Source organism: Rhodococcus sp. P-2 (genome assembly GCF_016598535.1).
GTDB classification, from domain to species: Bacteria; Actinomycetota; Actinomycetes; order Mycobacteriales; family Mycobacteriaceae; genus Rhodococcus_F; species Rhodococcus_F baikonurensis.
On sequence record NZ_CP066779.1, the window covers coordinates 2,326,306 to 2,351,274 of the forward strand.

The window sequence follows — 24,969 nt, forward strand, 5'->3', positions numbered from 1 at the left end:
CCTAACGTCTACCGAAGTTAGTTCAGTTCTCCCATGAACCTGTTGACGTTCTCGGCGATCTCCTTCGACTTGGTGTGGTGCAGGTAGTGATCGCCGTCGAGCAAGACCAATTCACCATGATCGACCGATGCTGCCTGTCCTTCGTGCAGCTCTGTCCAGCCCTGGACCTTGGAATTCTGTACCGCGAACAACAGAATCGGAAGATCGGCCGGGAAGGTCTTGCCGATCGCCGCGGCGAAGTTGCTCGAGAGGTGATCCATTTCGTTGAGGTACGTGTCGCTGAAGTTGTTCTTCGCGACCAGTCTGCTCATCTCTGCCTTCTCGGCATCATCGAGGTATGCATCGGTTTCCTCGCTGCCACCGAGTTTCGCCAGAACGTCGGAGAAGCCCAATTTCTTTGCAACGCGGAAGGCTTCGATCGGGAACTTGGTGTCCACGTTCGGCTGCCCCGGGACGCTGCTGTCGATGCCCACGAACGCGGTGACCTCGTCGCGGTACTTCGCTGTGTAGTCCAGTGCATAGACACCGGTGATCGAGTGACCCATGAGGATGTATTGGTCGATCCCCAAGGCCTGCACAGCCTCGTGTATCTCTTCGACGATGTTCTCAGCCGTGCGGTCCGTGTCGGTTGCGTCGCTGTATCCGTAGCCGAAGGGCTCGATCGTGACCACGCGGTAATCAGGGGCAAGCTCGTTGATGAGCGATTTGAAGTCGAGAATGGGAGCAGACGTTCCGAATCCGGGCAGCAGCACGATGGTCTGATCGCCGTTGCCGCGGATCGAGTAGCTCATGTTCTTTCCGTCTACGGACACGAACTGGTTGCCGGTTTCCCCGGTCGGAACGCTCGCCTTGGCGGAGCCGACATCGAATACGAGCGCTATCGATACCAGCACAACCAGAACTACGGACACCGAAGCCAGAACCTTCAGTGCAACGGTACGAATCTTCTTCATTCTCATCCTCATCTTTTCGGGCGTCGATACGGCTAGGAAAGGCTCGACATCGAGGCCACACTGGTCTCGTCGAGCACACGCAACACGTTGTTGCCCATCAGCTTTGCCAAGTCCTCCGCAGGCCAACCGCGTTCCGCCAGACGGTCTATCAACACCGCGAAACCGGATACGTCCTGCATACCGTCCGGAAAGTCGTCGAATCCATCGTAGTCACTACCCAAACCGATGTGGTCGATGCCCGCGACGTCTCGGGCATGCTCGACATGATCGGCCAGATGGTCCACCGTCATCGCCGGCCGTGGGCCGACCCGCCCGCCTTTGAACCACTCGTTGTACTCGGCAGAAAGGAACATAGGCACAAAGGCGATCATGATGACCCCGCCGTTTGCCGCGAGCAGCCGCATGACGTCGTCGGGAACGTTGCGGGGGTGACCGCACAGCTGAGAGCAGGACGAATGGCTGAAGATCACCGGTGCCGACGACGTCTCGACGGCATCTCTCATCGTTTCCACCGAGACGTGCGACAGGTCGACGAGCACGCCGAGCCGGTTCATTTCGCGCACGATCTCGCGACCGAAGTCGGTCAGCCCGCCGTGCACTCGGGTGTCCGTCGCGGAGTCCGCCCACCCGGTGTTGTCGTTGTGCGTCAGAGTCATGTACCGAAGACCAAGGCGCGCCATCATTCTCAGGACGCCGAGCGAACTGCCGATGCTGTGACCACCCTCTGCGCCTAACAATGACGCAACCTTGCCCTCGCTCCAGATGCGACGCACGTCGTCACCTGTACGCGCGAACTCGAAAGTATCCGGGTACCGCTCGATCAACCGGTACACGAAGTCGATCTGATCGAGTGTGTACTGAACAGCCTCGGCCTCCGTCCGGTCACACGGGGTGTAAACCGACCAGAACTGCGCACCGACGCCACCGCGACCGAGTTTGTCGATGTCGGTTTGGAAGATGGAATCCTTCTCGAGATTCTCCACCGAGTAGTCGGCAGTCTCGCGAGCTGTCCATGCGAGATCGTTGTGGCCGTCGATGACCGGTGCAAGGCCGTAAGCATCCAGTGCCGCTGGGTGATTCACGTCCGGGAAAGGAGCGAGAGGTTTCATCATGAGTTTTCCTCGGGAAAGTAGTGCGGGCAGGTCGAGGGCCCTCATCGCCCTCGACCTGCCCGAGATTTCATTCAGCGGAGAGAATCATCTCGCCGCGACTAGTCGGAAATCTTCTTGAAAAGCCTGGTCATGTACAGATATTCCTCGCCATCGATCGTGAGATGAGCCATCTCACCCGAAGCGCTCTCGTTACTGATCGAGAACCGGGAAGCGGACAGAGGCACGACCTTGGTGGGCGGGGCGGGCGGCTCGCCGTCGATCTCGATCTTGGCGAAGTTCTGCACCTGGAATCCGCCGTCGTCGCCACGCGTGAGTTCGATGCGAACGGTTGTCGATTCATAGGTTCCGAGAATGTGCGACAGGTCGATGTCTTCTGCATTCGGCTCGGACTTCGGCTCCGGCAGAACAAGATCGAGCTCCTGCGCGATCTCCTTCTCGATGTCGTGGGCCAGGGCACCGCCGCCACGCGAGTTGGTGACTACGGCCATGGCGAGACCGAGCTTGGGGAAGGTGTGAAAACGAGTGATCTGACCGATCGTCGCACCGCCATGCTGCGCGGACGTCACACCGCCCCAGTCGGACAGGATCCAGCCGAGACCCCAGGCCTGATCGACGCTCGAGACCGCGGTCAGGTCGAATTGCGGAGTGCGCATCAGGCGCGCGGACTCTTCGGACAGAATGCGCTCACCCGTCAGAGCCAGGCCGTCTCGCATGTGTGCAGCACCGAATGTCAGCAGAGAGCTGACGGATCCGGTGATGATGCCGGCCGGACCGATACCGCGCGGAAGCAGCCACTGCTTGGTCGGAACCACCTTGTCCGGCGACGTCCGATCCGGGTTGGCCACGTGGCCGACGGCGGTGCGGAACAGAGGGGCGTCCTTGGCCTTGGTGATGATGTGCGTCAATCCGATTGGCTTCCAGAGGTATTCGACCAACGCCTCGTCCCACGTCATCTCACGAAGAACCTCGACGATACGGCCGGCCACGGCGAAACCCGCGTTGCTGTAACTCAGATGTCCGCCGGGCTCGGTGACGCTGATCGCGGTCGCGAGTTCGTCGACGTACTTCTCGACGCAGTCGTCGCCGTCACCGGTGTCGTTGAACAGGTCTCCGTCGATACCGCTTGTGTGCGTGAGCAACTGGCGAATCGTGATTTCCTTCGTGTTGGAAGGATCCGCGATCGTGAACTCCGGAAGCACCTCCACCACCAAGGTGTCCAGCGTCAGCTTGCCCTCGTCGACGAGCTGCATGATCAGCGTCGTCGTCCAGATCTTGCTCGCGGATCCGAACTGGAACAGGGTGTCGGCATCGACGTCGACTCGCGTGTTCAGGCTCGTCACTCCGGTGGTGATGACACGGATATCCGCTGCGCCGTCTTCGCCCAGCGCGATCACACCGACCTGCGCGCCCGGTACCGAATGCTTGGCTGCCAGTTCGTCGAGGCGTTCCTGCCACTTCGGGGCGACAAGTAGGTCCTTGGGCAAGTCGGTCACAGGTCGAACTCCTTCGATCATGGAAGCCAGTGGCGTAGATGGCGTTACTGCGATCCGCTCAGGTCTCACTCGTCGGGAAGTGAGGTTGCGGAAGCAATAGCCGTCCACCCATGATCTCAGTGTGCTCGCAGTCACGTCCTGGTCGATTGCACCGAAGTTGCACCCGAAAATGGTGCGATCGGACGAGCCTGTGTTCAGGACTCGCCATTCGAAACGATCAGCGCTCGAAGGTTCCTTCCAAGCGATTGCGTGAACCCGGATGGATCAAGCGCGCCGCGCTGACCAACCCGTTGGCCGACCAGGTGCGGCGGCGAATCAGTAGGCACGGTTCCCCTCGATCGATGCGGAGCAGCTCGCATTCGTCCGGGCTCCCCAACACAGCTTCCACGACATGCTCGCCGCGAACCAGAGGCGCAACGTCACTCAAGTAGTTGTTGGGGGTGATCGCGGTGAAGTCCTGGCGCAGATAGTCGGGCGCCTCGTTCGGATTCACGAATCGGTCTTCCACCTGAATCGGAGTTTCGTCCTCGAAGTGCACCATCAGCGAATGGAACACCCGTTTGCCCACCGATTCACGAAGAAACGTCTGCCCGTGGTCGGTTTCTTCCTCACGAACGAAGACGACCTCGGTTCGATGACGGTGGCCGCGGCGCTGAATCTCGTCGGCGATGTTCTTGACTTCGAACAGCGGGGACGCGGTCTTGGTGGCGGCGACAAAAGTACCGACCCCCATCATCCGCACGATCAGACCGTCGCTGGTGAGTTCACGAAGCGCTCGATTGATGGTCATACGTGACAATCCCAGCGCACTCACCAGTTGGTTTTCCGAAGGCAGCTGATCGCCTTCGGTCCACCGACCCGAGTTGATCTGCGAGACCACGAGGTTCTTGACCCGTTCGTAGGCAGGGGCGGACTCGCCGCCTGCCTCGTTGAACAGCACGGCGAGTTCTGCGTCCACTTCGGCAATCGCCATCGCCACCACCCGTTCGTCGAAAACCACCGAGTCGGTTCTCCCGTTCGGCCTCCGAAGTCTATCCGCCTCGTGCACCTTTCCGATCCATCCGCGAGCGTCCGCGCCGGACCTAACCCACCATGCGCCGCAATTGGCTCGTCGCAACCGAAAGCGCAGCAAGATCGTGCTGCCCGGATGCCTCGATCTCGGCGAGCGCGAGAGTGGACCTCTCGATTCTCGACGCATTCCTCTCTTCCCACCGGGAGAGTTTTTCCGCTGTCGAGTCACCTGCTTGCGCATCGGCCAGGACGTCGAGGGTCAATGCCCGCACCGTCGAGTACAACTCGTCACGCAACGACAACCTGGCCAGCGCGTTCCATTTTCCGTCCTTGCTCAATGCCGACACTCGATTGAGCATCGGGACGAGCCCAACGTGTTCACCCAGCCGGAAGTAAAGTTCGCCGGTCTCCGCGATTGTGCGATCGGCGAGGTCCGCGATCTCCACCACGTCCAGCAGCCCGAACTGGTCGAGCAGGATCTCCACTCGCCTGACCAGGTTCTCCGGCGCGCCCTTGTCCGTGATGAGGACAGTTCGCGCAGCCAGGTTCCGCTGATCTGCACCTACCAGCCAGCCATCGAGTTCGGCCGATGCCTCGGCGATGCGATCACCGAACCGGCTGATCTCGGCCCCGACGGCCAGCGGTTGAGGCCGACGCGTCAGCATCCACCGTGACGCGCGGTCGAGCAGTCGCCTGGTGAGCAGGATCAACTCGTCGGACACAGCAGTCGAGATCGAGGCTTCGCTGATCTCGCGCCACAACTCCCACAGACCGAATACCTCGGACACCACGGTGAAGGCGCGTACTGCATCCTCCGGATCAGCGCCGACCTCTTCACCGAGCCGATACACAAAGGTGACGCCTCCCCGATCGATGACGTTGTTCGTCAGCACCGTCGCGACGATCTCGCGCCGCAGGGGGTGCCGGTCGAGGGCATCGCCCCCTGCATCTCGAACGCCCTCCGGAAAGTAGTTCAGCAGCGCCTTGCGGTAGATCTGGTTGTCGATCGAGCTTCCCGCCAACAGAGTGGATTTCAGATCGAGTTTGACGTGGGCCATCAATGTGGCGAGTTCCGGCGACGTCAGTCCCGTTCCCGTCTTCTCGGCCGCAGCGAACTGTTTCTTGGTCGGAAACCCTTCGATGACGCGGTCGACGATTCCGCGAGCCTCGAGGCTCGAAATCACTCTGCCGTGCACACCGATCATCGCCCCCGCATCCGCGCGCGTGGTGCCCATCAGCTCGTTCTGTGAACGGTTGTCTGCAAGAACGAGTTCTGCGACCTGATCGGTCAGCGATTCGAGTAGCGCAACGCGATGTGAGTCCGCGACGACGCCTGAACTGATCAGGGAGTCGAGAAGGATCTTGATGTTCACCTCGTGATCTGAGCAATCGACTCCGGCCGAATTGTCGAGGGCGTCGGTGTTGATCCGCCCGCCGCCGCGTGCGTACTCGATCCGTCCGGCCTGGGTGAGGCCGAGGTTGCCTCCTTCGCCGATCACTCGCGCACGCACTTCGTTGCCGTTCACCCGAACGGCATCGTTGCTCTTGTCGCCGACTTCGAGATCGGACTCGGCGGAGGCCTTGACGTACGTTCCGATGCCGCCGTTCCACAACAGATCTGCCGGGGACCGCAGAATCGCCCGAACCAGTTGCGGTGGAGTCAGTTCGGTGACGTCGTCCTCGAGGCCCAGTGCCTGTCGCATCTCGTCACTGATCGGAACGCGCTTCGCCGAGCGCTCCCACACTCCGCCGCCGGCACTGATCAGGGTCGGGTCGTAGTCGGCCCACGACGATCGTGGGAGCGTGAAGAGACGTGATCGCTCGTCGTACGAGCGCTGCGCTGCCGGGTTCGGGTCGACGAACACGTGCCGATGATCGAACGCCGCGATCAGGCGAATGTGATTGCTGCACAACATTCCGTTACCGAAGACGTCACCGCTCATGTCTCCGATCCCCACCGCGGTGAAATCGTCGTGCTGGGTATCGACGCCGAGCTCCCGGAAGTGCCGCTTGACACTTTCCCAGGCGCCTTTCGCCGTGATACCCATGGCTTTGTGGTCGTAGCCGACCGATCCGCCGGAGGCGAAGGCGTCGCCGAGCCAGAATCCGTACTCCGCAGCAACTTCGTTCGCGATGTCGGAGAACTTTGCAGTGCCCTTGTCCGCGGCGACAACAAGATATGTGTCGTCTCCGTCGTGGCGAACGACCCGTCGCGCTGCGACAACGGCGCCGCTCTGCTTGTCGACGTTGTCGGTCAGGTCAAGTAGCCCGCGAATGAAGGATCGGTAGCAATCGATTCCGGCCGCCAATGCAGCTTCCCGGTCTGCGTCTGCACCCAGACCCGGAACCGGCGGGCGTTTGACGACAAATCCGCCCTTCGCGCCGACAGGCACGATGACCGCGTTCTTGACTGCCTGCGCCTTCACCAGTCCCAGTACCTCGGTGCGGAAGTCCTCTTTCCGATCCGACCAGCGCAGGCCGCCGCGAGCGACCGTACCGAAGCGAAGGTGCACACCTGCGACATCGGGTGAGTACACGAATATCTCGAACTTCGGACGAGGGAAAGGCAATACGGACAGCTGCTCCGAATCGAACTTCAGCGAGAGTGCGCCGAACGATGCGGTGCCGTAGACGAAGTAGTTGGTACGCAACGTGTTACAGACCAGTTCCGACATCGCGCGCAAGATCCGATCAGCGTCCAGTCCTTGCACTTGTGCCACGGCCGTATCCACCGCCGCTGCTGCGCGTGCGCCCCGATCACCGTCGACGGCGTCAGGATCGAAACGACTCTCGAACAATTCACACAGACCGCCGGCGATCTCGGGATGATCGGCAAGTACCTCGGCGACACGACTGTTGCTGTACGGAAATCCTGTTTGCTGCAGGAACTCCGCGTATGCCCGCAGCACCACAACCTGTTTCCAACCGAGTCCCGCGATCGCGACCAATTCGTTGAACGAGTCCGGCTCGGCGTCGCCGCGTCGAACCGCGGCAAATGTCGCAGCGAAGCGCGCGGCAAAGTCGTCGAAGCCGTCGACAGGAGCATTCGGATAGTCGAGCGTGAACTCGTAGATCCAGGCCTGTTCCGACCCCACCGGGACGAGTTCGTACGGACGCTCGTCGACCACGTCGACACCCAGGCTCTGCAATACCGGCAGCACCTCGCCCAGCGAGAGCGGGTCACCCGATACGTACAGCCCGAGTCGGTGAGTACCGGGTCCGTCGACAGATCGGGCCAACCGTGGGCTCACCTCTCCGAGTTCGAGGCCATCGAATACCGCCATGTCCTCGGCAGCGCGGACGGCATCGAAATCCTGCTTGTATGCCACCGGAACTCGCTCGGCGAACCGAGCACGCCTGCGCCGCTCGTCGTAGTGCGAAGCATCCAGAACGAATCGCTCGTCCCACGTCAGGCACGCGTCGACGACGAGGTCCCGAATCTCCCGCGCTTGTCGCGCCGATGCGAAATTCGCGCCGCTGCCGACTGTGGCCGTGAAATGCACGACGGCCAGGGCAGATTCCGAGACTCGACTGGAGAATTCGATATTGCGGGCACCGAGCGCGTCGGCGAGTACCGACTCGGCCGTTGTTCTGATCGTCGTACTGAACTTCTCGCGCGGAACGAAGAGCAACGCCGACAACTCTTGATCCCGCCCAGCCGCAGGAGAACATCCCACCGGTTGCAAGAACAGATGGATCGACGTGCGGCCGTCCACGGAAGTGAGTTCGTCCAGCGCGTCCGCGATTCGGGCCGGCTCGGCTGCGAACAGCACTGTGATCGGGATCGACTGGATTACTGCCAGCATCGATTGTCCGACAAACGAATCGACGGTGGATCCGGAGGCATCGAAGATGTCTGCGACACGTCCGCGCACGAGCGGGGTTCGCCGAACATCCGCGACAAGGCCGGTCGCGGTCAAGGACCCGATGAACCGGTACGCACGGTCACCGACGGACACATCGATCTCGGTGGCGTAGGCGGAGCCACCGAACCCTTGCCCGAGAGTCACCACCCCGACCGAGAGGGGCGCCGCTTTCGAATCCGCGGAGCCGGTTGGATCGGGGAGCACGCCGAGAGTCTTCGTCTCCTCGCCGTCGATTGTCGTCGCACCGCCGACTACGCTGAAGTTTCCGGCGCTGCACCACCGGAGGAAGTCAGCCTCTTCTGCGTAGCCATCCGAGTCCAGTTGCTCGCGCGCCTCGTCGACGAGATCCCGCAGGGGTAAGGAATCGCGGAAGGCATGCGCGATTCGGTCGAGGATTCCGTCGACGTCCTCCGCGATCACCTGAGCCTGCTCGTCCGAACAATGTGCAGGTAGCCCGATGTGGATCCATGATTCGGTGCGCTCACCAAACCGGGCACCTTCGATGCTGTGCGCCGGTTGCACGACTGTGCCAAGCACAGGGTGCACCACGAATTCCGGTTCCATGCGAGCACGGGCGAGCGTCGCCAGGACCGCTTCGACGAGCTGCGGCATGTCGTCGCCGACGTATTGAATCGCCGGGCCATCACCCAACTCCCCGGCCGGCGCGAGTCGCGAGATCGACGAATTATGTCCTCGCCGACGCGAAAGGTCCATGTGCGCGGCGACGATCGCAAGCTTGCGGTCTTCGGCAAGCGCAGCGTATCGATCCGCAGACAAGCCCTCGAAATACGTACTGGACACCCTCCTCACATTCTCGGAGTCCGGTGTCGTGTCGACTGAAACGAGGCTCATGTCAGCACCTTCCGCCGAAAGCCACGCTGCTTCCGACTGGTAGAGGATTCGATCCGCGATCAACTTGTCTATACAGGCTTAGACAAGTTGATCATTGCAGAACGTGAGCCGCGACACAACAGCTACAGCCCTGGACAAATTCGCCACCCTCGGCCATAGTCAGTCCATGCCGACTAGTGGCAATTAGATTCCATTAGATGAAATCTGTGAACACCTCGCTTCGAAGGAGCCCCCGTGACCACCCAGACCGCGCCCGACATCGACAACGTTGATCTCGCAGAGTTCCGCAGCACCGTCCGAGCCTTCGCCAACGCCGAGATTCACCCCGGTGCGGCCGCACGCGACGAGTCCAAAGAGTTCCCGGCGCAGCTGGTCAAGCGCCTCGGACAGCAGGACCTCATGGGCATTTCCGTGCCGGAGGAATTCGGCGGACTGGGTCTGTCGACACGAACCCAACTGGTCGCCATCGAGGAGGTTGCGCGCACCGACGCCGCTCTGGCGTCGATCTACACCGCGCACTACCTGGGCCTCGAGCCGATTCTCGTCGGCGGTTCCGAAGAGCAGAAGCATCGCTGGTTGCCCCAGTTGGCTTCAGGCGAACTGCTGGCAGGCTTCGCACTCACCGAACCCGACGCCGGATCAGACATCGCGTCGATGCGTACCGTCGCCCGACGCGAGGACGACGGCTGGCATCTCTCCGGGTCCAAGACGTACATCTCCAACGCGAAGGAAGCCGACCTGGTCGTACTCTTCGCCAAGACTGACCCGAGCGCAGGATTCCGCGGCATCACCGCCTTCGTCGTCCCCAAAGGCACACCGGGAATCAGCTATTCGGAACCGCAGGACAAGATGGGAATTCGCTCGGCTCCGACATACACCGTCTACCTCGACGACGTCGTCCTCCCGCTCGACTCGGTGATCGGCACCGAAGGCCGCGGCGGCAACATCGCCTTGACCGCACTGAACCGAGCGCGCATCGACGTCGCGGCAATGGCGAACGGCATCGCTTTGCGCGCTTGGGAACTGGGACGTGAGTACGCCACCGAGCGAAAGCAGTTCGGCACGCCTATCTTCGACTTCCAGGCAATTCAGCTCCTCCTCGGTGGCTGCGACGCGCAACTGGTCGCATCACGCGTCACCGCAGACTGGGCCGCCGACGTCAAGGACGCCGGCCAGGACATCCGCCGCGCCGCATCGATTTCGAAGTACGTCGCCACTGAAGCCTGCTTCTCGATCGTCGATCAAACCGTGCAGATCCACGGTGGCGCGGGATTCATGCGCGAATCGGAAATCGAACGCCTGTACCGGGATTGCCGCATTCTCCGCATCTTCGAGGGCACCTCGCAGATTCAATTGCTCACCATTGCCGGCAACGCTCCGTCGCCGCGTTCCACCGAGTTCTGAAAGGCGCGGACATGACTGCACTTCCCCCACTCGACGGCATCCGGGTCATCGACCTCTCGCGTGTCCTCGCCGGACCTTATTGCACCGCACTGCTTTCGGATGCCGGCGCGGACGTCGTCAAGATCGAATCCGAGCATGGTGAAGACTCTCGGCATCTCGGCCCGTTCCGCGACGGCGAGAGCATCTACTTCAACGTGCTCAATCGCGGAAAGCGTTCGGTGGCACTCAACCTCAAGAACGACGAGGACCATGAGGCGCTGCTGACGCTCATCGAGACCGCCGACGTCGTCGTCGAAAACTTTCGCCCGGGCGTCACCAAGCGCCTGGGAATCGACTACGAGGCTGCGCGGGCTCGCAATCCGCGGATCGTGTACGCGTCGATCTCCGGTTTCGGCCAGGACGGACCCATGTCCGGAGCTGCAGCCTACGATCTTGTGGTCCAAGCCCTTTCGGGGATCATGAGCATCACCGGCTCGGAAGCATCCGGGCCGACCCGGTTGGGTGAGTCGTTCGGAGACCTGGTCGCCGGGCTGTTCGCCGCCTGGGGAATCAGTACTGCCCTGCTGAGTGCACGGGCGACCGGGCTCGGACAGCATCTGGACGTCGCGATGTTCGACAGTATGCTCGCCATGCTGCCGACAGCACACAGCCAACTGCAATCCACCGGGCTCACTCCCCCACGCGTCGGTAACCGTCATCCGGTGTCCACACCTTTCGACACCTACCGGGCCGACGACGGACTCTTCGTCCTCGCAGTTGCGAGCCAATCCGGGTTCGAGAAATTGGCGCAGACGATGAATCGCGTCGACCTGATCGCAGATCCTCGATTTGCCGACGACACCGTCCGGACCGAGAACGAGCCGGCACTGCGTAAGGAGATCGAAAACTGGGCCGCCGGAAAGACCGTCGCGGACGTGGTCGACATTCTCGGCGCTGCAGGGCTCGCCGGCTCGGAGATCTGGGACGTCCAACAGGCACTCACCTCCGCACAGGCCGAGTACCGCGAAGTCGTCGAATCGTTCGAGCACCCGGTAGCAGGAAAGATCTCCTACGTACGACAACCCGTCGTCTTCGGTGAGAGCCGACGTCCAGGAGTTCGCCGCAGCCCCCTGCTGGACGAGCACCACGGTGAGGTGCTGCCGGGCTCGCGATAGATTCAGCGCAGACATCCCTCGGCACTTGGAGTAGGACATGGCCCCCGGCGACGTGACTCGCAGCGCGAATCGCACGTTCGAACTTCTCGGTGCGATCGTCGAGCACGGCGGGTTGACGCTCGGCGACGCCGCCAAGGCAACCGATCTGGCAACCAGCACCGCGCTTCGCCTGATCAGAAGCCTCGAACAAACCGAGTTCGTCGTTCGCGGCGAGGACAACGTCTATCGCGTCGGCCCGCGGCTACTGCAGATCGGAGCTCGCGCTCTCGGCGACAATCAACTGTTGCCGAGAGCCCGGCCCGCGATGAAGGCCATCGCCGAAACCACGAGGGAGTCGACCTACCTGTCGACGATGGGACCGAAAGACACTGCGCTGTATCTCGATCAGATCGAGGGCACGCACGCGATCCGCCACATGGGGTGGGTCGGCCAGAGCGTTCCCCTGAACGGCACCGCCGTCGGCGCAGCGTTGAGCGGCAAGGTGGGTGAGAGCGGATACGCCATTGCGCACGACACCATCGAGGACCACTCGACCGGAGTTGCCGCGCCGATCTACAACGCAGTCGGTCAGATAGCCGGGGCGCTCAGCGTCGTCGGCCCGACATTCCGTCTGACGGACGAGGTCTGCGCCAGCCACGGTCGCGTCTTGGTGGAGCACTGCGCCCGGTTGTCCGCGGAACTCGGCAGCCAGACTCCCTGAGCCACCCCGAGCACTTGGCGATTCAGTCTCGTATCCGAGACAATGTGGGTCCCCCGCTACCTCCTCCGACCTACCTGTAAGGACACACCCATGAGCACGAGCCGCGTGAAATCCGCTGAGCGTGTGCTCGACGTGCTCGATCTGCTGGCTCGCCGGGGTGTGCCGCTGGCGACCGCGGACATCTCCAGCGCCCTCGACCTACCCAAGAGCACGACGCATCATCTGCTCAATGTCATGCGGGATCGACGGTTCGTCTCGTACTGGGCTGATCAACGCGCCTGGACTCTGGGTGTCTCGGCGTTCGAAGTCGGTGCGTCGTACATGCGATCCGGCCCACTGCACCGCGAGGGCCAACGATTCATGCTGGCACTCACGCAGTCGACGGACGAGACCTCCCACCTGGCGGTACTTCAAGGTTCTGACGTCATCTACCTCGACAAACGTGAACCGCTCAAGCCGGGCGTGCGGTTGGTGACCGAGATCGGGACCCGCCTTCCGGCGCACCTCACCGCAGTCGGGCGGGCAATTCTGAGCCGCCTGGACGCGGAACAGATCAGCGCGCTGTACGAGGGGTACACCTGGCCGACGCGGACCGGAACAGGACCGTCGACGCTCGCCGAACTGCGAAACCTGCTCGCCGAAGCACGCGAGAGCGGGTATGCGGTAGAAGAGAATGCGACGACATCCGGGATCAATTGCATCGCCAGCCCCGTGATCACACGGGACGGTCGTCCGGTCGCAGCTCTCGGCGTCACCTTCCTCTCCGGCTCCAAATCGGCCGAGGAGAGCGCCTTGATCGCCGACCGAGTGCGCACCGTCAGCGCCGAGTTCTCCGCCGACCTCGGCGATCGAATGGTGGAGACCCCGACCGCCGACTTGTAACAAAATTCTCCGCTGCGTACTTCCCGGGCCTTGTTTTCGTCTCATATTCAAGACTAGAGTCTCGTATACAAGACTTACTGAATCGCTGCCGCACTATTGGAGTCCCATGAACGCCACCCCTGCCACCCAGACAGCCACCCGAACCATCCAGGTCGGAATCGGCGCTGTCACCATCGCCGACGTCGTCGACGTCGCCCGAAACGGTTACGGCGTCGCATTGACCGCCGAGTCCCTCGCCGCGATCGCCGAAAGTCGTGCACGCATCGAAGCCCTGGCCGCAGACCCCACGCCGGTGTACGGAGTTTCCACGGGATTCGGCGCGCTTGCCACCCGGCACATCCCGGAGCATCTGCGGACGCAGTTGCAGCGCAGCCTGATCCGCTCGCATGCGGCGGGCTCGGGGCCGGAGGTCGAACGCGAAGTGATCCGGGCCTTGATGCTGCTACGCCTGTCGACGCTCGCCACCGGACGGACCGGAGTGCGCCCCGTGGTCGCGCAGGCGTACGCCGACCTACTTACCGCGGGCATCACTCCGGTGGTGCACGAATACGGCAGCCTCGGATGCTCGGGAGATCTGGCACCACTGGCGCACGTGGCGATGGCAATCATCGGTGAAGGTTCCGTCCGCACCGCCGACGGTGAACTCACCGATGCGGCAACGGCATTGGCCGCCCATGGCCTCGAACCGGTGGTTCTGGCCGAGAAGGAAGGCCTCGCACTGATCAACGGCACCGACGGGATGCTCGGCCAATTGGCCCTCGCGATCACCGATCTCGATCATCTACTCAAGCTGGCCGACATTGCTGCCGCGATGAGCGTGGAGGGCCTGCTCGGAACCGATCAGGTATTCGCCGCAGATCTTCAGGCACTTCGCCCCCACCCCGGACAGGGTGCGGCGGCCTCGAACATGGTGCGTCTGCTGGCCGACTCCCCGATCGTTGCCAGCCATGCGGGCCCTGACTGCACCAGGGTTCAGGACGCGTACTCACTGCGGTGCGCTCCGCAGGTCGCCGGCGGCGCACGTGACACCGTCGATCATGCCCGCCTCGTCGCCGGACGCGAATTGGCCAGTGCTGTCGACAATCCCGTTGTCACCCTCGACGGGCGGGTTCGGTCGAACGGCAACTTCCACGGCGCTCCCGTGGCCTACGTCTTGGACTTCCTCGCCATCGTGACCGCGGACGTCGCGGGTATCAGCGAACGCCGCACCGACCGCTTCCTCGACGTTGCGCGCAATCACGGCCTGACTCCCTTCCTCGCCGACGACCCCGGAGTCGACAGCGGACTGATGATCGCGCAGTACACGCAAGCTGCCGTCGTGTCCGAACTCAAGCGACTCGCGAGCCCCGCCAGCGTCGATTCGATCCCTTCCTCGGCCATGCAGGAAGATCACGTCTCCATGGGATGGTCGGGTGCACGCAAGCTCCGCCGGTCCATCGACGGTCTCACCCGGGTTCTCGCCATCGAGATACTGACTGCAGCACGAGGAATCGATCTCCGGTCCCCACTCGAGCCCTCCCCCGCCACCGGAGCGGTTCTCCGGACGCTACGCGAGAAGGTGCAGGGGCCTGGTACCGATCGCTTCCTGTCCCCCGAGATCGAGGCGGCGGTGGACTTGGCGGCATCCGGCGCACTCGTTGCGGCCGCGGAGAACGCGATCGGTGCCCTGGCATGACCGCACCCGGAGCACTGAGGCCGCGCCCTCGACCTGAAATCGAAGCACTCCCTCGATACTCCAAAGCCGCCGGCCTGGAGCAGGTTCGGTGGCGGGCGTCGAGCAACGAGTCGACGGTTGCACCCTCGGCGGCAATTCTCGAGGCCGTCAATCTCGCGGCCGCACACTCGCACTTGTATCCGTCGCTGTTCGGCGACACGCTGATCACCCGGTTGAGCGACCGTCTGGGCGTGGGCGACGACCAGGTATTGGTCGGCGCCGGTTCGCTGGCACTGCTCCAGCAGGTATTGACCGCATACACGGGCCCGGGCACCGAAGTCGTCTACCCGTGGCGCAGCTACGAGGCGTACCCGATTCTGATCGGAATCGCCGGAGCGAGCGGTGTACCTGTCGCGCTCGATTCCGAACATCGGCACGATCTGAGTGCAATGGCGGCAGCCGTGACTCCGCAGACCCGCGCGGTACTCGTCTGCAACCCGAACAATCCGACCGGAAGCGAGTTCTCGACCGCGGAGTTCGTCTCGTTCGCCCGCTCGATCCCGGGTGACGTCCTCATCCTCCTGGACGAGGCTTACCGGGAGTTCGCGACCGGCGATGTCGACGGCGTCGATCTGCTTCGAGCCTTTCCCAACATCGTCGTATTCCGAACCTTCTCCAAGGCTCACGGATTGGCCGGCCTTCGGGCCGGCTATGCCATCACCGACTCGGCGATCGCAGCGGATCTTCGTAGCGCGGCACCGCCCTTCGGGCTCAGCGCCGTTGCCGAGGCCGCGGCCTGCGCAGCGTTGACCGATCCGGCGCACACCGATTCGATAGTCGAAACGGTAACCGAGGGTCGCGCGCACCTACGTGAGCAATTGGCTCTGCGCGGCGTCGAGTCCGTCCCCAGCGGAGCCAACTTCGTCTGGATCCCTCTCGGCGAGAGAGCTTCTGCACTCGAAGCGGCTTGCGTCGCCCAGGGTGTCTCGGTCCGGATGTTCCCTCGCGAGGGGGTGCGGGTCACCGTCGGCGAGCGGGCCGCAGAAAACGCCGTGATCTCAGCTGTGGACGCTCTCGCACACAACCTTTGACCGACTGGAGAAAAGAATGTCCGTCCACGAACTTGCTCGGTCGATCGGTTCGAGTCGCCTGATCACCGACCCGGCGGTAATGGACTCGTACCGTCGCGACGAGGCTCATCTCGCCGAACCCGGCCATCCGGTAGCCGTCATGCTCGCCGACACTGCGGCCGACATTTCCGAGGCTCTGAAATGGGCTACCGCTCACCGTGTCCCGGTGGTAACCCGCGGGGCGGGAACCGGTTTGGCGGGCGGCGGGACAGCCGTCGAGGGCTGCCTGGTCATCTCGACCACTCGCATGCGCTCGATTCTCGAGGTCAATCCGGACGATCAGCTCGCTGTCGTGGAAGCCGGGGTGATCAACGCCGACATCAGTCGAGCAGCAGACGAGTACGGGCTGATGTACGCCCCGGATCCGAGCAGTTTCGAGATCTCCACGATCGGCGGGAACATCGCCACCAACGCCGGTGGACTTCGATGCGTGAAGTACGGCGTCACCCGCGATTCAGTCTTGGGCCTCGAGGTGGTACTCGCTGACGGGCGGATCGTGCGAACGGGTCGAAGGACCGTCAAAGGTGTTGCGGGATACGACCTGACGAGCCTTCTCGTCGGTTCGGAAGGAACTCTCGGAGTCGTCACGAGCGCCACACTCAAGCTCCAGCCCAAGCCCAAGAGAGCTCCGGTCACCGTCGTCGGCAGTTTCGATTCTCTCCGCTCCGCGGCGGACGCAGTTGCCGCGGTCGTTCGTGACGGGATCGGGCCGAGCCTGCTCGAACTGATCGATCGAGCAACCCTTCGCGCAGTCGACGACTGGAAACGAATCGGGTTGGAAGACAATACTGCCGCGATGCTGATCGCGCAGGCCGACGGGGTCGATGCCGACGCAGCAGCGGCGGCTATGCAGAAACACTTCGAACAGGCCGGCGCCGATTTTGTCGCCGTCTCGCAGGATGCAGCGGAAGCCGCACAACTACTCGAGATCCGCAGGCTCGCCTACCCGGCGTCCGAACGTCTTGGGCAATGCCTCGTGGAAGACGTCGGGGTCCCGCGGTCGAAACTGCCCGACATGCTCGAAAGTATCGACCGGGCCGCTGCCGAGCATTCGGTGAAGATCATGACGGTCGCCCATGCGGGTGACGGCAACGTCCACCCGACGTTCGTATTCGACCGCACCGAAGACGGCTCGGTCCCCGAAGCCGTGTGGACCGCCGCGGACGAGGTCTTCCGGCATGCCCTCGAACTCGGCGGAACTCTCACCGGAGAGCACGGCGTCGGCGTCCTGAAGCGTCGCTGGCTCTCTCTCGAACTCGGCGAGGACAGCATGCAACTGCACCGATCGATCAAGGCCGCGTTCGATCCGCTCGGAATCCTCAACCCGGGTAAGGGTTTCTGATTCGCGAGGGGTGTTACACAGCATTTACGTGAAAACTGGTTCCGGGTATTGACGCCTGTATATACAGGCATATACATTTATCCGCAGTGACAGTGACCCAGCGCACAGAGCGCAAGGCGCAAAGCACCAAGCACGAAGAAGGTGGGCATTACCCCGACGTCGATTCCGTCGCTCGACGGGCTCGCAGCAGAAAGACAGGCCTATGACTCACGATGGACCGGCCGAGGTCATCCTCACTCCGGAGCGACGCACTATCGACGTCGTCCCGGATGCAGAACGACACGGCACCCCGCGCAGCCAGTTCACTCTCTGGTTCGGCGCCAACATGCAGATCACTGCAATCGTCGACGGTGCTCTCGCCGTCGTATTCGGCGCGGACGCCATCTGGGCGATCGTCGGACTTCTGATCGGCAACATCTTCGGTGGCGCTGTCATGGCGCTTCACTCCGCACAGGGTCCGCGCATGGGCCTCCCCCAGATGATCTCGAGTCGCGCCCAGTTCGGCGTCAAGGGAGCCGTCGTCCCGCTTGTTCTGGTCATCCTGATGTACCTCGGCTTCGCTGCCACGGGCACTGTGTTGGCCGGCCAAGCCGTCAACAAGATCCTGCACATCGACAGCCCCACGGTCGGCATCGTCGTCTTCGGTCTCCTCACCGCATTCGTCGCGGTCACCGGCTACAAGCTGATCCACATCGTCGGCAGAATCGCCACCGTCGTGGGCATCGTCGGATTCTCCTACCTGGCCGTTCGACTGTTCCTCGAGTACGACGTCGCCTCATACGTCGGCATCAAGGGCTTCGACATCGTCACCTTCCTGCTCGCGATCTCGCTGGGTGCCGGTTGGCAGCTCACCTTCGGCCCGTACGTCGCCGATTACTCGCGTTACCTGCCGCGCAGCACCTCCGAGAGCACCACGTTCTGGTCGACGTTCCTCGGTAGCGTCATCGGATCACAGTGGTCCATGACCTTCGGCGCTCTCGTCGCGGCCTGCGCCGGCGACGCGTTCCTGGGTAACCAGGTCGGCTTCATGGGAGATCTCGCCGGACCCGCTGCCATCGCCTTCCTGATCTACTTCGTCATCCTGGTCGGCAAGCTGACGGTGAACGTGCTCAACGCGTACGGCGGATTCATGTCGATCCTGACCACCGTCACAGCCTTCAACGGCCAGTCGCGAATCTCCAGCACCGCGCGCACCCTCTACATCCTCGGTTTCACCGCCGTCTCGGTGTTGATCGCGATCGCCGCCAGCGCCGACTTCCTGGACAACTTCAAGAACTTCGTCCTGGTATTGCTGATGGTGTTCACGCCGTGGAGTGCGATCAATCTGATCGACTACTACTTGATCTCCAAGGAGCGCATCGACATTCCGGCGCTCTACGACGTCAACGGTCGGTACGGAGCCTGGAACTTCACTGCCCTGGCCTGCTACGCCGCCGGTGTTCTCGCCCAGATCCCGTTCCTCGCCCAGAAGATGTACACCGGCCCCGTCACGGACATGCTCGGCGGCGCCGACATCTCGTGGCTCGTCGGCATCGTCTTCACCGGCCTGATCTATTACCCGCTCGCCAAGCGCACCAGTAATCCGCCTGCGTCGATGATCTACCCCGATCACACAGCGATGACCGACTCTCGCGTCTGATCCCCCAACATCTTTCGAACTTCAGCAAGCTAGGAGAACACAATGGAAATCAGCACCCCCGGCCACGAGCCGCGCCCCGTCCGTGCTCCCCGCGGCCCCGAGCTCACGACGCTCGGTTGGCAGCAGGAGGGCGCCCTGCGCATGCTCATGAACAACCTCGACCCCGATGTTGCCGAGCACCCGGACAGCCTCGTCGTCTACGGCGGAACCGGTCGCGCAGCACGTAGTTGGGCGGCATTCGACGCCATGGTCGCCACGCTGAAGACGCTGAAGAACGACGAGACCATGCTGGTCCAGTCCGGCAAGCCGGTCGGTGTCTTCCGCACCAACGAGTGGGCACCCCGAGTCCTGATCGCCAACTCCAACCTCGTCGGTGACTGGGCAAACTGGGAGGAGTTCCGCCGTCTCGAAGACCTCGGTCTGACCATGTACGGCCAGATGACCGCAGGCTCCTGGATTTACATCGGCACCCAAGGAATCCTGCAGGGCACCTATGAGACCTTCGGCGCCATCGCGAAGAAGCGCTACAACGGCTCACTCGCCGGAACGATCACCCTCACTGCAGGTCTCGGCGGCATGGGCGGCGCTCAGCCTCTCGCCGTCACGATGAACGACGGTGTCGCGATCTGTGTCGACTGCGACATCACCCGCATCGACCGTCGTATCGCCCACAAGTACCTCGACACCAAGGCCGACAGCATCGAGCACGCGCTCGAACTGGCGACAGCGGCACGTGACGCCAAGAAGCCGCTCTCCATCGGCCTCGAAGGCAATGCGGCAGAGATCTTCCCGGCGCTGCTCGAGATGAAGGCCCCCATCGACATCGTCACCGACCAGACCTCGGCGCACGATCCCCTCGCCTACCTGCCGATCGGCATCGACTTCCCCGACATGAAGATCATGTCGGAGAAGGATCCGCAGAAGTTCACCGAAGATTCCCGCAACGCGATGGCCGCGCACGTCAAGGCCATGGTCGGATTCATGGACGCCGGCGCCGAGGTGTTCGACTACGGCAACTCCATCCGTGACGAAGCCCGCAAGGCCGGCTACGACCGCGCTTTCGACTTCCCCGGATTCGTTCCGGCCTACATCCGCCCGCTCTTCGAAGAAGGACTCGGCCCCTTCCGCTGGGCAGCGCTCTCCGGTGACCCCAAGGACATCGAGGCCACCGACAAGGCCATCCTCGAACTCTTCCCAGAGAACGAGCACCTGCGCCGCTGGATCACCATGGCAGGCGAAAAGGTTGCCTTCGAAGGCCTTCCGGCCCGCATCTGCTGGCTCGGATACGGCGAGCGTCACCTCGCCGGCCTCAAGTTCAACGAGATGGTCGCCTCGGGCGAACTGTCCGCACCGATCGCCATCGGCCGCGATCACCTCGACTCGGGATCGGTCGCCTCGCCGTACCGCGAAACCGAATCGATGATCGACGGGTCCGACGCCATTGCCGACTGGCCGCTGCTCAACGCCCTGGTCAACACCGCATCCGGCGCTTCGTGGGTTTCACTTCACCAGGGTGGCGGCGTCGGTATGGGACGCTCCATCCACGCGGGTCAGGTGTGCATTGCCGACGGCACCGAACTCGCAGCCAAGAAGCTCGAAGCAGTTCTCACCAACGACCCCGGTATGGGCGTCATCCGGCATGCGGATGCAGGATACGACCACGCCATCGACACGGCAGCCACGCGCGGCGTCCGTATCCCGATGACCGAGAACTGAAACAGCTCCACCACCTCACCCTGAGTTAGGAATTACATTGACCACGAATGGTTCTCGAACCACAGTTCTGACCAACATCGGAACCCTCGTCACCAATGACCCGACTCTGGGTGAGGGCAAGCTCGGCGTACGACACGACGCGGCAATCGTCTTCGACGACGGCGTTGTTGCTTGGGTCGGCGATTCCGCCGACGCCCCGGCTGCCGATATCGGTCAGGATATCGGCGGTCGGGCCCTGCTTCCCGGCTTCGTGGAGAGTCACTCACACCTCGTGTTCGGTGGCGAGCGGGCCGAGGAATTCGCGGCTCGCATGGCCGGCGAAAAGTACGCCGCCGGCGGCATTCGCAACACCATCGAAGCGACGCGCTCGGCCACCGACGAGCAATTGCAGGCCAATGTTCGGCGCCTACTCGACGAATCCCTGCGCTCGGGCAGCACAACCGTCGAATGCAAGACCGGGTACGGGCAGAACACCGAGAGCGAACTACGCAGCGCGCTGATCGCCGGGCAGTTCACCGACGAGGTCACACTGCTGGCCGCCCACGTTCCACCACCCGAATATGCCGGCCGCGCCGATGATTACGTCGCCATGGCGTGCGACGAGATGATCCCTGCCTGTGCGCCACATGCGAAGTGGATCGATGTCTTCTGCGAGCGAGGAGCATTCAACCGCGAACAGGCACATGCAGTCCTGAGCGCAGGCGTCGCCGCCGGACTGATCCCCCGTGTCCACGGAAACCAACTCGGCGAAGGGCCAGGAGTCCAGCTCGCCGTCGAGATGGGTGCCGCGTCCGTCGATCACGTCACCTACGTTACCGCCGAGGACATCGACGCCCTGGCTCAGAGTTCCACCGTCGCAACACTGTTGCCCGGCGCCGACTTCTCCACCCGCAACAAGTACCCCGACGCCCGCGCACTTCTGGACGCCGGAGTCACCGTAGCTCTGGGCGCCGACTGCAACCCCGGCACCTGCTACACCACCAGCCTTCCGTTCTGCATCGCAATTGCGGTGCGAGACATGCACATGACGCCCGCTGAGGCGGTCTGGGCAGCCACTGCCGGTGGCGCCCGCGCGCTTCAACGTACCGACGTCGGAACCCTTTCTCTCGGAACACGTGCCGACGCCATCGCGCTCGATGCACCGTCGTACCTCCACCTCGCCTACCGCCCGGGCGTGCCTCTGGTGCGCGAGGTCTGGAAAAACGGCGCACTCGCCACAAGCTACTGAAATACACTCACCGGGAGGCCGTCGTGGCACATCAGATCGCAGTCGACATCGAACCCAAGCCGTGGACCGGACGCTCCGACGGTACCTCTGCCGAGCATCTGCGGTGGCATCATGCCGTGCAACCGTATTCAGCCGAGACCGCACCCGGTGACTGTGTTCTGATCGGATTCTCCAGCGACGAAGGAGTCCGTCGCAACAAGGGCCGTCGCGGTGCCGCGGACGGCCCGGACGCATTGCGAGCCGGGTTGGCTTCCATGGCGCTGGCCGAACCGCTGCAGATTCAGGACGCGGGAACCGTTGCCGTGTCGGGTGAAGAACTCGAGGCCGGTCAAGCCGCACTCGGGAACGCAGTCAGCGCTGCGCTCGATTCGGGACACTTCCCCGTGGTTCTCGGGGGAGGACACGAAATCGCCTACGGTACATACCTCGGCGTCGCGGGCTCCGAGTTGCGGACCGCCGGAGCCAAACTCGGAATCCTCAACTTGGACGCGCACTTCGATCTACGTGGCGATCCGATCCCCAGCTCCGGCACGCCCTTTCGTCAGATCGCCGAGGACGAAGCCGCGGCCGGTACCTCGCATCAGTACAGCGTGATCGGGATCAGCCAGCCCAGCAACACCACTGCTCTGTTCGACACGGCCCACCGTCTCGGCGTTCGCTATCTGCTCGACGAAGAATGCGGAGTGATCGATCGAGGCGTCGTGGATCAGTTCCTCGCAGACTTCCTCGACGACGTCGATCTGGTCTACCTGACCATCGACCTCGACGTACTTCCTGCCGCCGTGGCGCCGGGCGTCAGCGCACCCGCGGCCTACGGTGTCAGCCTGGAAACCATCCAATACGTATGTGATCGAGTCACGTCCAGCGGAAAGCTCGCGGTTCTCGATGTCGCCGAACTGAACCCGAGCCTCGACGTCGACAATCGCACTGCACGGACCGCTGCTCGCCTGATCCATCGGATTGTCACCAAGCACGTGCCGGTTCGGCGCTAGCCCCGAGTACATTCAGCAACACTGAGCAGATCTACGGAACGGCCTGAAAGCTGATGCCGCGAGATCTGTCAGCACACTCCAAACTATGCCCTTCGAGCTCGCTGGCGGTTGCAGTCAAGACGCTGCACAGCCAGCCGTCGAACTCCGCTGACCAGGTATTTCCGGCATGACTGAGCGACGTGTCGTTCAGGTACCTTTCGGCAATGCCCATTGCCACCTCACAAGTGACGCCACCTTGCAGATTGTCGATGGAGGCGACACCGCCTGTCTCGGGGTAGGTGATCGTTCCGCACCCCTCGGATGTGGATGTCGTCGGCAATTGTGAAGTCGAAGTCGACGAGTTGCCCGAGCAGTACTCGAAGCCGGGGACTCCACCGATCACGGGAGGCCCGACCGTGCCGTCGTGAATCGAAAAGCCGATCAACCCTCCTGGGTTGCCATTACCGACTTGCCGCGGATCTCTGGTGGTGACGAAGATCGATTCGCCTGACTCGGTCTGAATCGTCATTGTCGAATGATCGTTGCCGTGGGCCGATTCGATCTGAGCCACGGTGGAGCCGTCGTGCCACCAGACGTCGTGAACGGAACGACAGCGCAACTCGGAAACTGCGTGGGCGTTCCGGCCTGATTCCCCAACGACGACAATGCTTCTGCCTGTGTCATACCGAGCGCGAGCGAGCCGAATCTCTCTGAACTTGCCTGTGTCACGGCCGATGCCTTCCCGGGACTACTCGAAACAACAGTGCTCGACGCAGACTCCGTTGACGACGTTACGTCTGTCCTGTTGAGACTGTCAGAGGCACAGCCACCGAGAAACAACGACAGACAGACGCCGGCCACTACAACCGTGGTTGTAGTGGCTGCGCCGTACCGAACTCGGTCAACTGGTGTGCGCGGTCGGTGACAAGAACGCCATCCCTGCCTTCGGTCATGGCACCAGGGAATTCTTCTCCAACCAGTCCTGAGCGATGTCGCTCATGTCATCGAGATCGGCAACGCGCTGGTTCATCTCGATGAGGTCTTCAGTGGTCAGTGCCGCCGAAACCCCCGCGAGCACGGATCGGACGTCATCGCGAGCCTTCAACTCGTTGATGATCGGCGTGATGTTCTCGGCGAGGAAGAGATGCTTCGTATCCTCGAGCGCAACCAAGTTCTCCGAGCGCATCGCGGGATCGGTACTGAAGACATCGGCTACCTGTATCTGCCCGCTCAGGAGCGCATTGAGCGTGAGGGGGCCACCTGCATCGAGTGCCAGGAACTCCCGGAACGTCAGGCCGTACTTGGTCTTCAAGCCGGCAACGCCGTTTTCGCGCGTCTTCCATTCCGGCGGTCCGCCGAGCGTCAACTCGTCGGCGTACTGCACCAGATCCTCGACGGTCTCGAGCGAATACTTTTCTGCCGTCTCCTGTTTGACGGCAAGTACATCCTTGTCCTCAGCGGGCGACGGCTCGAGAGCTACCAGCCCCTTGGGCAATTTCGCATCGATTTCGGCGGATACTTCAGCTGAAGCCGTCGCCGTTGTCTTGCTGTCCAGATATTGCAACAAGGCGCCGGAATACTCGGGGATCAGATCGATGGAACCATCGCGCAATGCCGGTACATAGAGTTCTCGGCTACCGATGTTCAACTTCTCGGTAACGTCGATACCGTTGGCACGAAGCGCTTCGGCGTAAATGGTCGCAATCAGTTGGCTCTCGGGAAAATCGGCGGAACCGATCACGATGGCGCCCTCAGCGCTACCACCGCCGTCCGTGGCCAAGGGGTCCTTGCCGATTCCGCAGCTGGACAACGCAACCGCTGTCACACCGACCAACGCGGCGATCAATACCTTCTTCATTTCG

18 protein-coding genes are annotated in these 24,969 nt (G+C 62.6%); 11 read left to right on the forward strand and 7 right to left on the reverse strand.

The window, feature by feature from the left end:
- Window positions 1-17: 17 nt before the first annotated feature.
- The 5 genes from I7X09_RS11045 to I7X09_RS11065 form a co-directional block, all read right to left on the reverse strand.
- A complete protein-coding gene (locus tag I7X09_RS11045; RefSeq protein ID WP_200316783.1) occupies window positions 18-953 on the reverse strand; it encodes an alpha/beta fold hydrolase in 936 nt (311 codons plus the stop codon).
- A gap of 32 nt (window positions 954-985) precedes the next feature.
- Window positions 986-2,065 carry a dipeptidase gene (locus tag I7X09_RS11050; protein ID WP_200316784.1) on the reverse strand — a complete coding sequence of 360 codons (1,080 nt, stop codon included), beginning with the start codon at window positions 2,063-2,065 and terminating at the stop codon, window positions 986-988.
- 98 nt (window positions 2,066-2,163) lie between these two features.
- The gene (locus I7X09_RS11055) at window positions 2,164-3,558 is read right to left on the reverse strand and encodes a serine hydrolase domain-containing protein (protein ID WP_234036879.1); all 1,395 of its coding nucleotides are present in this window, start codon (window positions 3,556-3,558) and stop codon (window positions 2,164-2,166) included.
- A gap of 217 nt (window positions 3,559-3,775) precedes the next feature.
- Window positions 3,776-4,531, reverse strand: coding sequence for a histidine utilization repressor (gene hutC / locus I7X09_RS11060; RefSeq protein ID WP_024487384.1), 756 nt, complete (start codon window positions 4,529-4,531; stop codon window positions 3,776-3,778).
- A gap of 109 nt (window positions 4,532-4,640) precedes the next feature.
- Window positions 4,641-9,287 (reverse strand): NAD-glutamate dehydrogenase, encoded by a 4,647-nt coding sequence (locus I7X09_RS11065; RefSeq protein ID WP_234036880.1) that lies wholly within the window; start codon window positions 9,285-9,287, stop codon window positions 4,641-4,643.
- Between the two features lie 234 nt (window positions 9,288-9,521).
- On the opposite strand from I7X09_RS11065, the gene I7X09_RS11070 reads away from it, so the two are divergent.
- From I7X09_RS11070 to hutG, 11 genes are all read left to right on the forward strand, one after another.
- Complete coding sequence (locus I7X09_RS11070) at window positions 9,522-10,691, forward strand: acyl-CoA dehydrogenase family protein (protein WP_124569612.1); 1,170 nt, start codon at window positions 9,522-9,524, stop codon at window positions 10,689-10,691.
- Window positions 10,692-10,702: 11 nt separating this feature from the next.
- Window positions 10,703-11,845: a CaiB/BaiF CoA transferase family protein gene (locus I7X09_RS11075; protein ID WP_200316790.1), complete on the forward strand. Its 1,143-nt coding sequence runs from the start codon at window positions 10,703-10,705 to the stop codon at window positions 11,843-11,845.
- 37 nt (window positions 11,846-11,882) lie between these two features.
- Window positions 11,883-12,545, forward strand: coding sequence for an IclR family transcriptional regulator (locus I7X09_RS11080; RefSeq protein WP_166809096.1), 663 nt, complete (start codon window positions 11,883-11,885; stop codon window positions 12,543-12,545).
- Window positions 12,546-12,635: 90 nt separating this feature from the next.
- Window positions 12,636-13,427 (forward strand): IclR family transcriptional regulator, encoded by a 792-nt coding sequence (locus I7X09_RS11085; RefSeq protein WP_200316792.1) that lies wholly within the window; start codon window positions 12,636-12,638, stop codon window positions 13,425-13,427.
- Window positions 13,428-13,533: 106 nt separating this feature from the next.
- Window positions 13,534-15,102: a histidine ammonia-lyase gene (gene hutH / locus I7X09_RS11090; protein ID WP_095968443.1), complete on the forward strand. Its 1,569-nt coding sequence runs from the start codon at window positions 13,534-13,536 to the stop codon at window positions 15,100-15,102.
- Entirely contained in the window at window positions 15,099-16,172 is a 1,074-nt protein-coding gene (locus I7X09_RS11095) for an aminotransferase class I/II-fold pyridoxal phosphate-dependent enzyme (protein WP_200316794.1), read from the forward strand. The genes hutH and I7X09_RS11095 overlap by 4 nt, the downstream gene beginning before the upstream one ends.
- A gap of 16 nt (window positions 16,173-16,188) precedes the next feature.
- Window positions 16,189-17,553 (forward strand): FAD-binding oxidoreductase, encoded by a 1,365-nt coding sequence (locus I7X09_RS11100; RefSeq protein WP_200316796.1) that lies wholly within the window; start codon window positions 16,189-16,191, stop codon window positions 17,551-17,553.
- Between the two features lie 202 nt (window positions 17,554-17,755).
- Window positions 17,756-19,192, forward strand: a complete 1,437-nt coding sequence (locus I7X09_RS11105) for a purine-cytosine permease family protein (RefSeq protein ID WP_069145581.1) — start codon at window positions 17,756-17,758, stop codon at window positions 19,190-19,192.
- Window positions 19,193-19,234: 42 nt separating this feature from the next.
- Window positions 19,235-20,908, forward strand: coding sequence for a urocanate hydratase (gene hutU, locus I7X09_RS11110; RefSeq protein WP_019745352.1), 1,674 nt, complete (start codon window positions 19,235-19,237; stop codon window positions 20,906-20,908).
- Between the two features lie 37 nt (window positions 20,909-20,945).
- The gene (hutI, locus tag I7X09_RS11115) at window positions 20,946-22,136 is read left to right on the forward strand and encodes an imidazolonepropionase (RefSeq protein ID WP_029256288.1); all 1,191 of its coding nucleotides are present in this window, start codon (window positions 20,946-20,948) and stop codon (window positions 22,134-22,136) included.
- Between the two features lie 23 nt (window positions 22,137-22,159).
- Entirely contained in the window at window positions 22,160-23,128 is a 969-nt protein-coding gene (gene hutG, locus I7X09_RS11120; protein WP_124569607.1) for a formimidoylglutamase, read from the forward strand.
- A 31-nt stretch (window positions 23,129-23,159) separates the two neighbouring features.
- On the opposite strand, the gene I7X09_RS11125 is transcribed toward hutG, so the two are convergent.
- Complete coding sequence (locus tag I7X09_RS11125; protein WP_200316798.1) at window positions 23,160-23,636, reverse strand: hypothetical protein; 477 nt, start codon at window positions 23,634-23,636, stop codon at window positions 23,160-23,162.
- A 420-nt stretch (window positions 23,637-24,056) separates the two neighbouring features.
- The gene (locus tag I7X09_RS11130; protein WP_200316800.1) at window positions 24,057-24,965 is read right to left on the reverse strand and encodes an ABC transporter substrate-binding protein; all 909 of its coding nucleotides are present in this window, start codon (window positions 24,963-24,965) and stop codon (window positions 24,057-24,059) included.
- Window positions 24,966-24,969 lie beyond the last annotated feature (4 nt).

What these genes read in the sequence shown, in the direction of transcription:
- I7X09_RS11045 (WP_200316783.1), bottom strand. Translation starts at nt 953, where the DNA reads ATGAAGAAGATTCGTACCGTTGCACTGAAGGTTCTGGCTTCGGTGTCC.
- I7X09_RS11050 (WP_200316784.1), bottom strand. Translation starts at nt 2,065, where the DNA reads ATGATGAAACCTCTCGCTCCTTTCCCGGACGTGAATCACCCAGCGGCA.
- hutC (WP_024487384.1), bottom strand. Translation starts at nt 4,531, where the DNA reads ATGGCGATTGCCGAAGTGGACGCAGAACTCGCCGTGCTGTTCAACGAG.
- I7X09_RS11065 (WP_234036880.1), bottom strand. Translation starts at nt 9,287, where the DNA reads ATGAGCCTCGTTTCAGTCGACACGACACCGGACTCCGAGAATGTGAGG.
- I7X09_RS11075 (WP_200316790.1), top strand. Translation starts at nt 10,703, where the DNA reads ATGACTGCACTTCCCCCACTCGACGGCATCCGGGTCATCGACCTCTCG.
- I7X09_RS11080 (WP_166809096.1), top strand. Translation starts at nt 11,883, where the DNA reads ATGGCCCCCGGCGACGTGACTCGCAGCGCGAATCGCACGTTCGAACTT.
- I7X09_RS11085 (WP_200316792.1), top strand. Translation starts at nt 12,636, where the DNA reads ATGAGCACGAGCCGCGTGAAATCCGCTGAGCGTGTGCTCGACGTGCTC.
- hutH (WP_095968443.1), top strand. Translation starts at nt 13,534, where the DNA reads ATGAACGCCACCCCTGCCACCCAGACAGCCACCCGAACCATCCAGGTC.
- I7X09_RS11095 (WP_200316794.1), top strand. Translation starts at nt 15,099, where the DNA reads ATGACCGCACCCGGAGCACTGAGGCCGCGCCCTCGACCTGAAATCGAA.
- I7X09_RS11100 (WP_200316796.1), top strand. Translation starts at nt 16,189, where the DNA reads ATGTCCGTCCACGAACTTGCTCGGTCGATCGGTTCGAGTCGCCTGATC.
- I7X09_RS11105 (WP_069145581.1), top strand. Translation starts at nt 17,756, where the DNA reads ATGACTCACGATGGACCGGCCGAGGTCATCCTCACTCCGGAGCGACGC.
- hutU (WP_019745352.1), top strand. Translation starts at nt 19,235, where the DNA reads ATGGAAATCAGCACCCCCGGCCACGAGCCGCGCCCCGTCCGTGCTCCC.
- I7X09_RS11125 (WP_200316798.1), bottom strand. Translation starts at nt 23,636, where the DNA reads ATGACGATTCAGACCGAGTCAGGCGAATCGATCTTCGTCACCACCAGA.
- I7X09_RS11130 (WP_200316800.1), bottom strand. Translation starts at nt 24,965, where the DNA reads ATGAAGAAGGTATTGATCGCCGCGTTGGTCGGTGTGACAGCGGTTGCG.